The organism is Gardnerella sp. KA00288 (assembly GCF_049244085.1).
In the GTDB taxonomy this organism is placed as follows: Bacteria; Actinomycetota; Actinomycetes; order Actinomycetales; family Bifidobacteriaceae; genus Bifidobacterium; species Bifidobacterium greenwoodii.
In genome coordinates, this window is sequence record NZ_CP058373.1 from 1,416,351 (window position 1) to 1,431,132 (window position 14,782).

Annotated in this window: 15 protein-coding genes; all 15 read right to left on the bottom strand. The window is 41.6% G+C overall.

From position 1 onward, the window contains the following. Positions 1 to 53: 53 nt before the first annotated feature. Positions 54 to 2,735: an ABC transporter permease gene (locus HXT52_RS05570; RefSeq protein WP_375169160.1), complete on the bottom strand. Its 2,682-nt coding sequence runs from the start codon at positions 2,733 to 2,735 to the stop codon at positions 54 to 56. A 5-nt stretch (positions 2,736 to 2,740) separates the two neighbouring features. Then, positions 2,741 to 3,442: an ABC transporter ATP-binding protein gene (locus tag HXT52_RS05575; RefSeq protein ID WP_004136445.1), complete on the bottom strand. Its 702-nt coding sequence runs from the start codon at positions 3,440 to 3,442 to the stop codon at positions 2,741 to 2,743. Between the two features lie 116 nt (positions 3,443 to 3,558). Beyond that, entirely contained in the window at positions 3,559 to 4,176 is a 618-nt protein-coding gene (locus tag HXT52_RS05580; protein WP_004136457.1) for a DUF5701 family protein, read from the bottom strand. Positions 4,177 to 4,228: 52 nt separating this feature from the next. Next, entirely contained in the window at positions 4,229 to 5,293 is a 1,065-nt protein-coding gene (locus tag HXT52_RS05585) for an aspartate-semialdehyde dehydrogenase (protein ID WP_119521092.1), read from the bottom strand. A 43-nt stretch (positions 5,294 to 5,336) separates the two neighbouring features. After that, positions 5,337 to 5,906: an ACT domain-containing protein gene (locus tag HXT52_RS05590; protein ID WP_004136461.1), complete on the bottom strand. Its 570-nt coding sequence runs from the start codon at positions 5,904 to 5,906 to the stop codon at positions 5,337 to 5,339. Positions 5,907 to 5,983: 77 nt separating this feature from the next. Continuing rightward, complete coding sequence (locus tag HXT52_RS05595; protein ID WP_375169161.1) at positions 5,984 to 6,748, bottom strand: aspartate kinase; 765 nt, start codon at positions 6,746 to 6,748, stop codon at positions 5,984 to 5,986. Positions 6,749 to 6,875: 127 nt separating this feature from the next. Further along, a complete protein-coding gene (recR, locus tag HXT52_RS05600) occupies positions 6,876 to 7,484 on the bottom strand; it encodes a recombination mediator RecR (protein ID WP_004126278.1) in 609 nt (202 codons plus the stop codon). A gap of 6 nt (positions 7,485 to 7,490) precedes the next feature. Then, positions 7,491 to 9,863 carry a DNA polymerase III subunit gamma/tau gene (gene dnaX, locus HXT52_RS05605; RefSeq protein ID WP_421775884.1) on the bottom strand — a complete coding sequence of 791 codons (2,373 nt, stop codon included), beginning with the start codon at positions 9,861 to 9,863 and terminating at the stop codon, positions 7,491 to 7,493. A gap of 100 nt (positions 9,864 to 9,963) precedes the next feature. Next, on the bottom strand, positions 9,964 to 10,365 hold the full coding sequence (locus HXT52_RS05610) for an Rv3654c family TadE-like protein (RefSeq protein WP_375169163.1): 402 nt from the start codon (positions 10,363 to 10,365) through the stop codon (positions 9,964 to 9,966). Then, the gene (locus HXT52_RS05615) at positions 10,362 to 10,757 is read right to left on the bottom strand and encodes a TadE family type IV pilus minor pilin (protein WP_308582723.1); all 396 of its coding nucleotides are present in this window, start codon (positions 10,755 to 10,757) and stop codon (positions 10,362 to 10,364) included. The genes HXT52_RS05610 and HXT52_RS05615 overlap by 4 nt, the downstream gene beginning before the upstream one ends. A 51-nt stretch (positions 10,758 to 10,808) precedes the next feature. After that, entirely contained in the window at positions 10,809 to 11,084 is a 276-nt protein-coding gene (locus HXT52_RS05620) for a DUF4244 domain-containing protein (RefSeq protein WP_308582725.1), read from the bottom strand. Between the two features lie 178 nt (positions 11,085 to 11,262). Beyond that, complete coding sequence (locus HXT52_RS05625) at positions 11,263 to 11,913, bottom strand: type II secretion system F family protein (RefSeq protein WP_308582709.1); 651 nt, start codon at positions 11,911 to 11,913, stop codon at positions 11,263 to 11,265. 2 nt (positions 11,914 to 11,915) lie between these two features. Continuing rightward, a complete protein-coding gene (locus HXT52_RS05630; RefSeq protein ID WP_421775885.1) occupies positions 11,916 to 12,491 on the bottom strand; it encodes a type II secretion system F family protein in 576 nt (191 codons plus the stop codon). 25 nt (positions 12,492 to 12,516) lie between these two features. Then, the gene (locus tag HXT52_RS05635) at positions 12,517 to 13,635 is read right to left on the bottom strand and encodes a CpaF family protein (protein WP_116794564.1); all 1,119 of its coding nucleotides are present in this window, start codon (positions 13,633 to 13,635) and stop codon (positions 12,517 to 12,519) included. Then, positions 13,622 to 14,770: an ATPase gene (locus HXT52_RS05640; protein WP_421775886.1), complete on the bottom strand. Its 1,149-nt coding sequence runs from the start codon at positions 14,768 to 14,770 to the stop codon at positions 13,622 to 13,624. The genes HXT52_RS05635 and HXT52_RS05640 overlap by 14 nt, the downstream gene beginning before the upstream one ends. Positions 14,771 to 14,782: the final 12 nt, after the last annotated feature.

Consider the following 14,782-nt stretch of genomic DNA (forward strand, 5'->3'; position numbering starts at 1 on the left):
CCGTTCCTTGTATATACGAACTTTTTATTCTATCTGCACCCTTAACTATTGCGCTATTCCACACTTTTTAGAGAGCTAACCGGATCTATGCGATCAAGAGCAGGATTAGTGGCCCACTGCACAATCAAAGCGAAAATTAATGTTGCAACGCCTGCAATAAAGTAACTTAACGGAGCTACTTCCACCTCAAAATAAAGCGATGGCATTCTAAGAGCTTTGGTCAGCAAGCCTGCAATCAACCTTCCCAACGGTAAACCTACAGCGATACCGATTACAGTAAGAGTTAGCATCTCTTTATGTACGTAAGAATGAATTTCTCTTCTATAGAAGCCAAGAACTTTTAGAGTTGCCATTTCACGCGAACGCTCCGAAATATTCGTACTAGCCAAAGTAAATAGCACTGCTAAAGCCAAACCTGCAGCTAACGTTACAATCAGAGCAACAACAGCATTCATAAGATCAAAACTAAAAGCATGCTTCATTTTCGTAATATTCATAACCGCAAGAACGCTATCACGCTCCGAAACATTATTCGCGTACTTTATTTTTTTATCATCGCTGCCACGCAAACGAAGAATCAACGCATTATGCTTTAGAGATTTACTATTTTTATCATTAAACAATCGTTCGTAACATCTAGAAGTCATATACATGTTTGAACCAATTAGATTTCGAACAATAGCATTAACTTTTACTGTTGTGCGCTTAAAACTTGCGTTAGTTACTGTGATTTCATTTCCGCGATTGATATCCAAAGAAGCGGCTGCGCTTTGAGAAAGCAACGGGCCGTCATCTGTGAGCTTAACAGGTTGCAAATTGTTGTCAATATTTTGCAATCGCACAAGACGAGCTAAAGTATCCGCATCTTTTACAACAATCATTTGCACACTTTCAGAATCTTCTACATTGTTATGCTCAGATTTGTTGTTGCCCGAATTTTGATGCTTAGCAATTTCGCCAGAACTTATGTAAGCAGGAAGCATAGTTTCTACTTTATTATTCGACTTATCTTGTTCCACACGCTTTCTCATGCTTTGGAAAGAATCGGGAGCAGAAATCGCGATCATATCGTAATGGTAGATTCCCTCATATTGACGAGTGCCTAAAGTTGCGACGGTATCGTTTAATGCAAGACCGCACACAATAAGTGCAGTGCAGCCAGCAACACCGCCGATTGTCATGCATAATCTGCCTTTAAAGCGCGCTATGTTGCGAATAGTTACTTTATTTAGGAAGCTCATACGCTTCCAAATCCAAGGCAAACGCTCAAGAAGTACGCGAGCGCCAGCTTTTGGAGCTTTTGGACGAAGTAAATCAGCAGGAACTTGCTTTGTTTCACGCCAACTAACAACTATTGTGCAAACTGCTACAGGAATCACAAAAGCAATCACACACAGTGAACCGTATAACCAGTCGTAACGCAAACTAACACCTGGTACAGCGTAAAGTCCGCGCAAAATCTTCAAAAGAAGCGAAGGGATTGCAAGGAATCCAACAATATCCCCAACTCCACCACCAATAAAGCATGCTAAAATAGCGAAGAACGCGTGCCTTGTAACTGCAGCAGAACGTCCATAACCCAGGCTTAGGTACGTTCCAATAAGACTTCGCTCTTCCTCAACCATACGTGCCATAGCTGTTAAACTCATCATCATGGCAACTACAAGAAATACTGCCGGGAAAGCATAACCAAGTGACTGAATCGAAGCAACGTCGGAGCGTAAGCTTGCGTAACTATCATTAGCAATTCTAGTAGATATATGCCATTGTGCTTGAGGAACTTTCTTTTGTATTTCTGGCCTAATCTGCTTTAGAATTTTCGCTTTTACTTGTTCTTTCACAGAATTTGAAGCAAGCTTTATCCTTGGGTCATTCGCAATAATATTTTTCGCTTCTCTATTCGCTATCTCATCAATAATCTGATTTCGACGAACTTTTTCGCGCTTAGACTGCACTTTTTCGCGAATTTGTTCAGACGCGTCGTCAACAATATTGCGATACGATTTAGAAAACGCATTAACATTCTTAGTATCGTTCAATCTCACAGATATTGCAGAATACGGCAGGTCACTCATGTTGCTTGGGGCTGCAGACGTAAAGATTGGGTAGCGAGATGTTACAGAATTACGAAAAGCTTTTGACTGGTAACCTTCAGGATTGTTTAAATCGTTACTATCTAAGACGCTTCCAGTAATTAGAAGATTATATTTTTCAGATTTTTTATTTGAATTATTTGAAACACTGCTGCCGAATGCGGCCGACTGCTGCAAATTTACAACAACGGTACTGCCAATATTTAAGCCGCTATCGTGCAAAAATCGTTGAGTTACAACGGCTTCTCGATTATTAGTAGGCATATTGCCGTGAAGCAAATGAAGACGATTCATATTTTTTTGCGAATCGTAATGCACAAAATTCATTGCATATGTGGAACTTGCATCGTCATCAGAATGCGCTGTAGCTTTCCAAAAACGTTCGGCTTCAATTTCGCTTATGTTAGATAATTTTTGCAAAGAAGCAACATCATCTTTAGTTAAACCCAAGGTAGATACGATTTGCAAATCGTATGCATGCAACTTTTCGTACATGTCGTTCGTACCAAGAAGCATATCGTTGCAGCCAGCGTAAATTCCTGTCATAACAGCAACGCCAAGCATTGCAATAACTGCAAGTACACAGAAACGTCGCCACTGATGAATCCACATTCTAACGGCGCTAATAAATAATGCACTCATTAAAATCACCACTCAATATCAGCAATGGCCATAGGATTCTCTTGTATAGTCTCGCTTACGACTTTTCCAGAGCGGAAGCGCACAACTTTATGTGCCATAGGCGCAATTGCAGCATTATGGGTAATGATTAAAACTGTCATGCCTTCCGTGCGGCAAATATCTTGCAATAATTGCAACACTGACTTGCCTGTTTCATAATCCAAAGCACCTGTAGGCTCGTCACATAGAAGAAGCTTCGGCTTTTTAGCAAGAGCGCGAGCAATAGATACGCGCTGCTGCTCGCCGCCGGAAAGTTGCGCTGGGAAGTTTTGTAAACGATCTGCCAAGCCAACATCTTTAAGCGTTTGGGCAGGATCAAAATGATCTGAACAAATCTGCGAAGCCAGCTCAACATTTTCAAGAGCAGTCAAATTTGGAACTAAATTATAGAATTGAAAAACAAAACCAATATCTTCGCGGCGATAACGCACTAAACCTTTTCCTTTAAGCTTAGTAACATCGCAATCCCCAACAATAACGCGACCACTCGTAGCCGTATCCATACCGCCTAAAATATTTAAGGCCGTTGTTTTTCCAGCGCCAGATGCGCCCAAAATTACTGTAAGCTCACCACGTTCTGCCGTAAAACTGGCATCATCTAAAGCCCGAACGGCAGAAGAACCAGACGGGTATTCTTTTACAACATGATCAAAAGTTATATATGCCACAATGCGCCTTTCGTAAGTATCATCCATTGATAGTGGTTTTCAACTTTTGTTATGGATTCTTGTTTTATTGCTATAACTATTTTACGTAATAACCGTGAAGATTTTATGAATTGTACTTAAAGAATCGAGATTCCACGGCGTGCCATGCAATACGCGTTACCAAGCCAAGTATGACGAGAATTTGGCCAAACTGCACCTAAGCGTGGAGCGCCCTGACTCATCCAAATGCTAGGAACTCTTCCATCCGTGCTTTGAGAGCCGAGCAGATTAAACCCATTCTTATTTTCCAACCAATCCGGATGTTGAGTAACAATCGCAAGCCCTTCTTCCAAAGTAAGAGGTAAGCGTTCGTCGGAATCAATAAGCTTACTAGCAACATCCGGCTCTCTGTTTAAGTAAGATCCGCCCGCATGAGGATCAATTGCCAAATAGAACGGACCTTCCGGAGGCTCAAAACCATCTTTTGGCATAAAACTAGCAATATCGCGAGGAGGCATAGTTGTAAAACCAGCCATGCGGTCAATACTCGTACGAGAAATCAAAGACTCTGGAGAAACAAGCTCACGCGTAGGAACCAATAAAATATTCGTTCCTAAATCACTATTTTTAAGCGCGCGCAAAAGAGGCAGAGCAAGAGAACGAAAAGCATCAGCACTCATATCCGCCACGTCCGGATACCCGAGTGCTACTATACGATCAAGCTGCTGCTGTATTTCTTCCGATGCTACCGACATACTTACAGTTTACGCAGAGACTTTCACAATTGCGAGCAATTAATTTCGATATTTAAGCAAAATTACGTTTTTTCGCAATAATTTCCGCCAATTGAACAGCATTAAGCGCAGCGCCTTTCCTAAGATTATCGTTAGTAATAAAAAGCGCCAGCCCTCGCTTGCCATCCACAGCTTGATCTTGACGAATACGCCCAACATAGCTTGCGGATTTACCTGCAGCAAGCTGAGGAGTAGGAATATCATTCAATTCAACACCAGACGCCTTGCTTAAAACTTCGCGAGCCATATCCGGTGTTACGTCATTATCAAACTCAGCATTAACACTCATACCGTGGCCAGTAAAAACGCCTACTCGAACGCAAGTGCACGACGCAGCAAGATTTGGCAGATGCAAAATCTTACGACTTTCATTACGCAACTTTTGCTCTTCGTCAGTTTCTTCAGAACCATCGTCAACAATTGCACCAATAAAAGGCACTGCATTGAATGCGATTGTGCGAACAACTTTGGTAGGTTCTGGAAAATCTATTGCACTACCATCAAAAACTAATTTATCCGCGCCTTGATTCAGCGCAGCTTGAGCCTCATTCATAAGCTGCAAAGCACCAGCTCTTCCAGCTCCAGAAACAGCCTGATAGGAAGATACTATTAACCGCTTTAATCCAAAAGCATCTGCAAGTGGCTTCAACACTGGCATGCAAGCCATTGTTGTGCAATTTGGATTTGCTACTATTCCACAAGGGATTGTGTCTAAATCTTCGGGATTTACTTCTGCAACAACTAGAGGCACATCGTCATGCATACGCCATTGAGAAGAATTATCTACTACTATTGCGCCAGCTTCAGCAAATTTTGGAGCCCAAATTTTTGAAGTTCCACCGCCTGCAGAAAAAATAGCTATATCAATTCCGCGCAAATCAGCTTTTTCTACATCTTCTACAACAATATCTTTCCCACGATATTGCAAAACTGTTCCCGCAGAGTGAGCAGAAGCCATAAAACGTAAATCTCGAACGGGAAAATCACGCTCATCAAGAACACGGCGCATTACCATACCAACTTGGCCAGTAGCACCTAAAACAGCTACGTTTACACCTGTTTCATTGATAATCGTCATCTTATTTCTCCCTTAATAGTGGTTATGCCAATAATTTCGATTTTTAACGTCCGCTGCCGCCGTAAACAACAGCTTCGATTTGGTTAGCATCCAATCCGTAAGCCGTGTGTAAGGCTCGAACAGCTTCATCAAGCTGATTAACAGGAACCAAAGCGGCAATACGAATTTCTGAAGTAGAAATCATAAGCGTATTGATACCGTGATCACTTAATGCAGTAAAGAAAGTAGCCGCTAAACCAGAGTGCATCTTCATACCAACACCAACCACTGCAACTTTCCCAACAGTAGGGTCAACATCCATAGAAGTAAACTTCAATTCATCACGCGCTTCTTCAAGAACTTTACAAATTGCTTTCATCGACGAGCTAGGAGCAGTAAGGGAAATATCCGCAGTACCCGTAGATGCGCTTGCTTGTGCAATCATATCTATATTTGCATTAGCTTTTGCAAGAGTAGTAAATACTTTTGCAGCCATTCCAGGAACGTCCGGAATACCGCGAACTGTAATCATAGACTCACTGCGATCGTGAGCAACACCTGAAATAACAGGCGTTTCAACACCTAAATCTGGGAACAAGTCGCCCATAGTAGAACGAATCTCCTGGTTTACCATTATTACCGCCCTTAATTTCTATTTGCTTAAATATTATCTATAAAAAATAATTATCTATAAAAATAAACTTGCTTAAATCAACTTAAATTAGGTAAAGTACGTGGATTAACATTTCGCGGCACAATAAGAGTTCCATTTCTGTGAGAGAAGGAACTCCTAACGTGAAGCGGCATACTAAAACGCTGAGCATACTCAACGCAACGCAAAGCGAGCACACGCGAACCACATGAAGACATTTCTAGTATCGAATCGTAATCAATAACTGGAATACGTTTAGCAGTTGGAACAATACGAGGATCTGCGGTGAAAACACCATCAACATCTGTATAAATTTCACAAACGTCAGCTCCTAAAGCAACTGCAAGAGCAACTGCTGAAGTATCCGAACCTCCGCGGCCAAGAGTAGTGTCATCCCCCATTTCGCTAATGCCTTGGAATCCGGCAACAATCGCAACACTTCCCTTACTAAGCGCGCGACGAACACGGTCTGGTTTTACTGCGCGAATATGAGCTGCACCAAATTTCATGTCGGTCATAAAACCTGCTTGAGAACCGGTAAAAGAGTATGCGTGAGATCCTTGAGCATGAATAGCCATAGCAAGCAAGCTCATAGAGATGCGTTCGCCTGCAGTCATAAGCATATCCATTTCGCGAGCAGGAGGATGCGCATTAACACTAATTGCCTGATCAATTAAATCGTCAGTAGTGTCCCCCATTGCAGAAACTACAACTGCTACATCATTGCCAGCTGCTTTTGTGGAAAGAATACGTTTAGCAACGCGCTGTATGGAATCAGTGTCAGCCACAGACGAGCCGCCGTATTTCTGTACGATAAGCGCCAATTTTTACCCCTTGCTCATGTATAAACAGATGAACGAACGGATATTCCAAATATTTGGTCTGGTATCAGAGTATCAACTGCGCCCTATTATTCGCAATTATTGATAATTTGCTCGTTAAATTTTACTACTACACAGCTTGTCGCCCGCTGAAAGCGCGTCCGAGAGTAATTTCATCCGCATATTCCAAATCACCACCAACAGGCAAGCCACTTGCCAAACGCGTAATTTTAATACCTAGAGGATCTAACAGGCGAGCCAAATATGTAACTGTTGCTTCGCCTTCAATATTTGGGTCAAGCGCGAGAATAACCTCTTTAATTTGAGGATTTTTAAGACGCTCAAGTAATTGAGTAATTGATAAATCTCCAGGACCAACATTTGCCATTGGGTTTATAGCTCCGCCAAGAACGTGGTAAACGCCATCATATTCGTGAGTGCGCTCAATGCTCATAATGTCTTTAGGCTCTTCAACTACGCAAATTTTGCTATGGTCTCTGCGAGGATCTGCACAAACCGCACAAGGGCTTTGTTCGCAAACATTTCCGCAAATATCACAAAAGCGCACACTCGACTTCATATCGTTTATGGCATCTATTAAAGATTGCGCTTCTTGCTCAGACGCAGAAAGTATATAAAAAGCAATGCGTTGAGCGCCTTTAGGTCCGATTCCAGGAAGTTTTGAAAACTCGTCAATTAAACGACCAATTGCGCCATCGTACGACGATGCATTATGCACAGTTAACTACTCCTCTTGCTTTTTCTTAACGTTTGCAGAAATATTCTTTGGATTTTTTGGATCGGTTGCAGCAAATTCTTCAACCTTTTTAACCTCAAACATTGCCTTAAGATCATCCACGTCTACTGAAGATGCAGCTTCCAAGGAAATATCATCCATAGAACATTCATCTGCAGACGCTCCACTTGTAGGGACTACAGGCTCTTGCGTAATTTCTTTTGGACTAGCAGAACCTGAATCAGAAATACTTGACTTAGAAGCGCCTAAAACAGCCACATTTGAAACATGCGCGTTAGCAACGTCAGCATTAGTAACGTCAGCATTAGTAACGTCAGCATTAGATTGCGCAGACTGCATTTTTACTTGCGGCGTGCTTTGCGTTTTAGTAGATACATCAAGTGCCGAAGTAGAAGCGTTAGGAAGTGTCATAACATCCGCAATAGGCACAGATGACATATCCGCCCAAGCATCATCTTCAACGTCCGGCAAAGCAGCTTCTTGCTTTGCATCTTCCGCAGTATTCTCAAATACTACTGATGCTGCGGAGCCATCAGCGTTTAGAAAATCCGAGGAATCCTTTTCTGTTTTACTTTCAGTAAATCCACCGCTGTCAGAAGTTGTTTTACCAATAAATCCTGCAGTCATGCCAGTTTTGCGCAATAAAATATCGCGTTTTACTTGAGCAAGACGCTTAGGATCCATTCTTGCAACAGATTCCACCGCTTCTCCGTTAGACGCAACAGGAGCAGGAGCAATCATTACCTGATTACCAAAAACGTCTTTCACTACGCTCATTACCACTTTTGGTACTTTTTGACCATCGTAAGGAGATGTAGTGCATACTGCGAGCGCAAAAGCATGCTGACTCATAGGCTCATTAAAAGTAAGCACTAAACGCTGACGCCCAGATTGCTCAGAGTTTAATTGCACTTTAGGAACGTACTTACGCGTCACATATTCGCGCGCATCTTCTGGCAACTTAGAGACTACTTCATCCCACATTTCGTCTGCACTTAGAGAATCATTATTCTGCGTTTTTGTAACAGAATTAGAGGATTCTGCAGAAGATTCTGACGAAGATTGCAACGGAGATTCCAAAGAAGCTACCGGCGAAGGTCCAGCAGAAGATTCAGCTAAAGATCCAGCAGAAGATTCCGAAGGCTCTTCTTGCTTAGTTTCTTTCACAGAAGACTTATCTTGCTGCTTTTGCGCAAAAGATTTATTTTGCGGATTTGTTGCACCTATAAAAGATTTACCTTGCACATTTGCAGTAATGTCACTATCTGCAAGCAAACGAGCAACAAGAATTTCCAGATTCATGCGAGGCGAAACAGCACCAGCCATTGAGCTTAGCGCTTCATTAATAGTTTGAGCCATACGCGCTAAATTAGGTAACGTCATTTGCGAAGATTGACGCTGCAAGGTTTCCAAATCTTCTGGAGCAATATCATTAAGCAGATCGGAAGCAGCTTTAGCTCCGGCAGAAACCATAAGAAGTAAATCTCGCACTCTGCCTAACAAATCTTCAACAAATTTTCGAGTATCGTAGCCGCCAACAACAACGCGACGAACAACGTCATATATTGCAGCACCATCATGCTCAATAAGCGCATCAATGGCTTCAGAAATTAATTCACTAGGCGTAAACCCAAGCAAAGCAACTGCAGAATCCAGAGAAATAGCACCATCAACTGCGCCGACCATAAGTTGATCAAGCACAGAAAGAGTGTCACGCATGGAACCCGCACCTGCTCTCATAGCAAGACGTAAAACACCAGGAGCAGGATTAATGCTTTCCTTCTTACATATATCTTCAAGATAAGGACCCATAACTTCTGGAGGAACTAGACGGAATGGGTAGTGATGGGTGCGGGAACGAATAGTGCCAATTACTTTATCTGGTTCAGTGGTAGCAAAAATGAACATAACGTGCTCAGGAGGCTCTTCCACAATTTTCAACAATGCGTTGAAACCTTGTGGAGTTACCATATGAGCTTCATCGAGAATAAAGATTTTATAGCGGTCTCGAGCTGGAGCAAAACCCGCACGCTCTCGAAGCTCTCGAGCATCGTCAACACCGTTATGGCTTGCAGCATCTATTTCTACAACATCAATAGACCCAGGGCCACCAGTTGCCAAATCTTTACAGCTCTGACATTTACCACATGGGTGAGAAGTAGGACCTTCTTCGCAATTAATGCAACGTGCCAAAATGCGCGCAGAACTGGTCTTACCGCATCCGCGAGGACCAGAGAATAAATAAGCATGAGTGATTTTGCCTTGGTCTAATGCTCTAGACAAAGGTACGGTAACTTGATCCTGCCCAATAACACCATCAAATGTGTCCGGACGATATCTACGATACAGTGCAAGTGCCATGTTTTCTAACCTACCGCGACCTAAATGTTTCCCCGATATATCTTATTTCAGATTAGCAGCAGCCGCCACCCTCTTATAAACAAAAGAATATTAATTACTTTTATTTATCACAATTTTCCAATGCTGCTCGAGCCGAAGCTTCTACGCTTGGAGCTAAAGGAATATTCAAAGGAACTGTAACGCTTACAGTGACTTCATCTTTAGCCGACTTACAAGATTTCAATATTGCGTGACTTGACGTAACAGTTCTAGTAGAAAATTCACAAGGATTATTTTCCATGCGCTGTAAAGCGGAAGCCCCTGACAACGCAGCTGCAGTAGCAACTGCGTAAGCTTGATGCCTAGCACTAAGAACATGCCCCAAAATTGCAGCAACAGCAAGCATTGAGCAGACTGCGATTACCAGCATAATGCCTAGCGCTGTGCCAGAACCGCAATCTGCCTTACTGCTCTTCTTACGAGCGAAAGATACTAAACAATTAAAACAACAATGCGAACTCATTCCAAAACCTGACTTACGCGACTTTCCACCAAAGGAGGCAATATGTGAAGCGGATCTGGAATAAGAGGACATTTCACAACAATATTAGCCATATTCCCATTACGATTTATTTGCACAGATGCTCCTGAACCTGCAACTTTCTGCACGATACTTGCAGCAGCTTTATCGTCGTGATGAGTAACCATGTAGTAAGCAACCTGGGAAGCTGCATCATGACAATTCATATTGCATACTACTGCTCTACCAACTCCAAGAAGTACAACTACAAGCACTATTGCACACGGCAAAACAACTGCAAATTCAGCAGTTACAGCACCAAAATCACGCGTATTAATATTACGCAATAATTTTTTGCATAACACAAAACATTCATGCAAAATATTCTTCCGCATCATAAGCTCATTTCACTAAACATAAAGCATCAATAAATTAGCCAAAATCAATCAACCAATTTTCAACGCTTTTTTCACTAATTCTGTCAATGTTTTGCGTATTGCATCTGATTTCAAAATGGCAACTAATAATGCAGCAAAACCAGTCGCAGCAATAAGCACTACAGCATACTCGGCGGTTACAGCACCAGAATCTTGCTTTTGAAGATTGTTAATATACTGCTTACCTTTTTGATGCAGGCGCATTTCTACAACTGATAATTGGTCATTTAGTTGAAGCATCGATACAGTGTATCTTGCAACAAGTTTTTGAATTATCCCAACCATTATTTGTACCTTTCCCTTCAATTTATCCGAAATTTTCGGATAAAAATATTTTTGCAGGTTGATTTGCAAAGTCCAAGAAAAAATCTTCATTGTGGATAAAAGCTAAAAAGCATTGAAATCTTTTGGAAACCGCTTAAGAAAATTCAAAAATAAGATTTTCTTAACAAAATTTAATCTACTATCGCATAAGAGAAGCAACCGTAGGAAGAATACCAATACATATAAAAGCTGGCAGAAAGCACAATCCAACTGGTAGCAATAATCGCACAGACAGCCTGGAAGTTTCCTGCCTAGCAACATTTTCCATAGTGATTTCGTAATGCTTAGAAAGCGCAAGTAGTACCGGAACAGGCGAAGAACCATTACACCAGGATTCGCGCAAAGAAGTCATTAACCAAGTTGCTAAAACTGACGATGAATCTATTTTTTCAAGTTTTTTGTGACGGTTTTTGCTTTTTGAAACAGATTGAATATTTTTAAGAACATGCGGAGGAGACCACGCTTCATGCCAGCTATCCCCAGAAATCAAAGCTCTGGATACATCACACATCCACAATCCGTGGCCGCCAGGCAAAACAGCACCGACTACGTTCAAAGCTCTAGGAATAGCAACGCCACTGCGCAAAGCAACAATAATCATATGCAATCCAAGCAGAGGATCAATATCTTTAGAATAAGCATTACGCCACTCATATTTAGTATCAAAATAGCCAATATTTAATCTTTTATAACCAATCAATGTTTTAGATCCAAAAGAAATATTGCAAAATTGCCAAGCCATAATAACGAATACAGGCACAATCAGCAAAAGACGACTGTTATACTCCATTTTTACTTCCTAATAACCGAACTTGCCATATTATGATTAGATATTCGCAACATTGACTTAACCCATGCAAAGCCAAGACTGTAAGAAATCGCGCCAACAATCAACAAAACCCACCCATATACGGTAGTTAGCAAAATAAGAATCGGATGACCACCAAGCAATTCGCCTGCTAATAGAGACAAAAAAGGCAATGCGGTAAGTAATTTTATTGTGGCAGATGGCATTGCAGATACGTCTGCTTGCAGATCTTCAGCTCTGCGGCGAGCATGATACGATGCCGAAGCAGCTTCTACACAAGTAGCCATTTCACAGCCTAACGTATTGCTTAATTCATAAGCCGCCATAAGATTTTCGCAAACAGATTGCATATGGTTTTCAATTCGCCTACGCTGGGCTGCAGATAGATTACGATTTTTAATAGAACATCTACTATTAAGCCACCTGTAAATCATCTTTGTGCTGACCTCATTAGAACAAATATTATTCTTAAAATCAGCATCATTTTGCAATATCATTTCAAACGTTGAGCCGGATCTCAATGCAGCAATTAAACCGGCAAGAGCTTCTTCAATATCCATATTCCCCCCAATCAAAGAATGAAAGTTACGAAGCTATTTGATTAAAATTACGCTGATTAAAATTATTTTTACTAAAATTACTCGCGAAAATGTTACTAATATCTTCTGGAAGCCGCCAACACTTAGCAAACTTTTTCCACTCAGGTAAAACAAGCACACGGATACTACCATCACTAAAACATCGCTCCAAACGCAAAACTGCTTTGCCTTGTAAAGCTGAAGCGGCAGGCAAATATTGCAGAACACCAATTTCGTGAACCATACGTCTGCCATCCGAAGCACGCTCCACATGAATTACTACATCAAAAGCTCCTGCAGCCAAAGCGCATAATGCTGCAGGCTCTAATTTTGCAAGCAAGCCAAGAGCCATAAGCCGAGCAGGAACTTTTTCTACTTCATCCGCATGAATCGTAGTCATGCCGCCTTTATGGCCGGAAGTAAAAACGCGTAGCAAATCAGCAATTTCTTCCCCTCTGCACTCGCCTAAAACAATTCTGTCTGGACGCATCCTCAAAGTTGCTTTTACTAATTGAGATAATCCAATTTCTCCAACCCCTTCCACATTGGCTTCGCGAACGCTTAGCGAAACATGATTTGCAGTCAGCTCACCTAATTCACGAGTTTCTTCCACAGAAATAATTCGATCACGCGCATCCGCCATAGCAAGAAGAGCTTTCATAAGCGTAGTCTTACCAGAACCAGTGCTGCCTGTAATCAATATGTTTGCCTTTAATTTCACAAGGAATCCAAGAATATACGCAATTTCTTTAGGAAACATTCCTTGGCTACTTAATGCTAATAAATCATACTTTTTTAAAGTTGGGAATCGCACTGACAAAGCTGCACCTTGTGCTACAACTGGTGCCAAAACTGCGTGAATACGAATACCAGAGTTAGTTGAAGCATCTGCAATAGGGCAAGCATCATCAAGCCTCTTGCCAAGCTGAGCACATAACCACACTGCATACTCTCTTAATAATTTGGGGCTATGCATTGGCACTCTAGGCTTACACTCTCTTAAACCCTGACCACAATCTACCCACACGCGTCCATCTTCGCCCACAACCATATCTGTAACTCGTGAATCATTTGCAAATTCCTGCAAAATTCCGAAATCAATATCGTGAGAATTATTTACGACCATACTTTCCCCTTGAATATGAAAAATGACTAAATTTAGAGTGACGACGTTTGCTTGAACTTTCTTTTTTGCTAAAGATTGCCTCTGTAAAAAGCCAGTTTCCTAGTTTTTTCATAGCAGATTTCATACAAGAAGGGACTTCGCGAATACCGTATCCTCCTATAATGTCTGCATGAAGGTTTGAATCATACGGCAAAAACCCTAATATCTGCATTGAAAGATATTCAGAAGCTTCGTCAACACTTAAAACATATGATTTTTGTTTTAGACCTCTAGGGCACATCCCTATTGCGGCAAAGTCATCGCTGCTAATATCAACATTGCAAGTTGACTTAAGCACATGCGAATATGCGCGAAAACGAGCTAAATCAAGAACAGATAATTCAACAGAAGCAAGCGTTGCAGAAGCAGAAAGTTGGGGAATACTTTTGTAAATTTCAACTGAGGATTTCCCAGATCCAATATCTACAATAACCACATCGCACGCTTCAGCCAAAGCGCGAATTACAGCCTCAACAACCCACGGCTCTGGACGCTCGCTGCGCCAAGGAGAAAATGCTAAAACATCAACATCATCCCAATGAATAAGCTCATTTTTTAGCACATATCCATCGCAACGACCAAGAGGTGCTTCTACTTCTTGCAGGCGCCTACCTTCATCGGATTCTAACCCCAACAAAACATCCAAACCGCCATGCGTTAAATCAGCATCTACAATCGCAACACTGTAGCCTTGCTTGCTTATATAACGAGCCATAATAGACAATAACGTGCTCAAACCAATTCCATCAGTTGCCGCAGTTCCAACCAATATATTCGAAGGCAGCGCCTCAAGAAATTCGCTTTCAAGCGGCGCTTCTTCTGAATATTCACACAAAGACTGATTCAGATTTTGTAATGAAATATTGCGATTTTTGGGCGCAATAGTAGTTATTACAGTATGATCGTCTACAAGAGTAGATGAATTAACACAATCGCTACGAATTGCGCTTGGATTAGAATAGCTCGACGCTTGAGGCGGGTAAACGTAACGATTAACGTCTTTCGACGCACTAAATCTAGCTAAATTACTAGTACCGCTTGAATCAGTTTGCCTAGCGCTAACCAACTTGTTATTTAAATCAATATTTGTACTCATGCGCCTATTGAA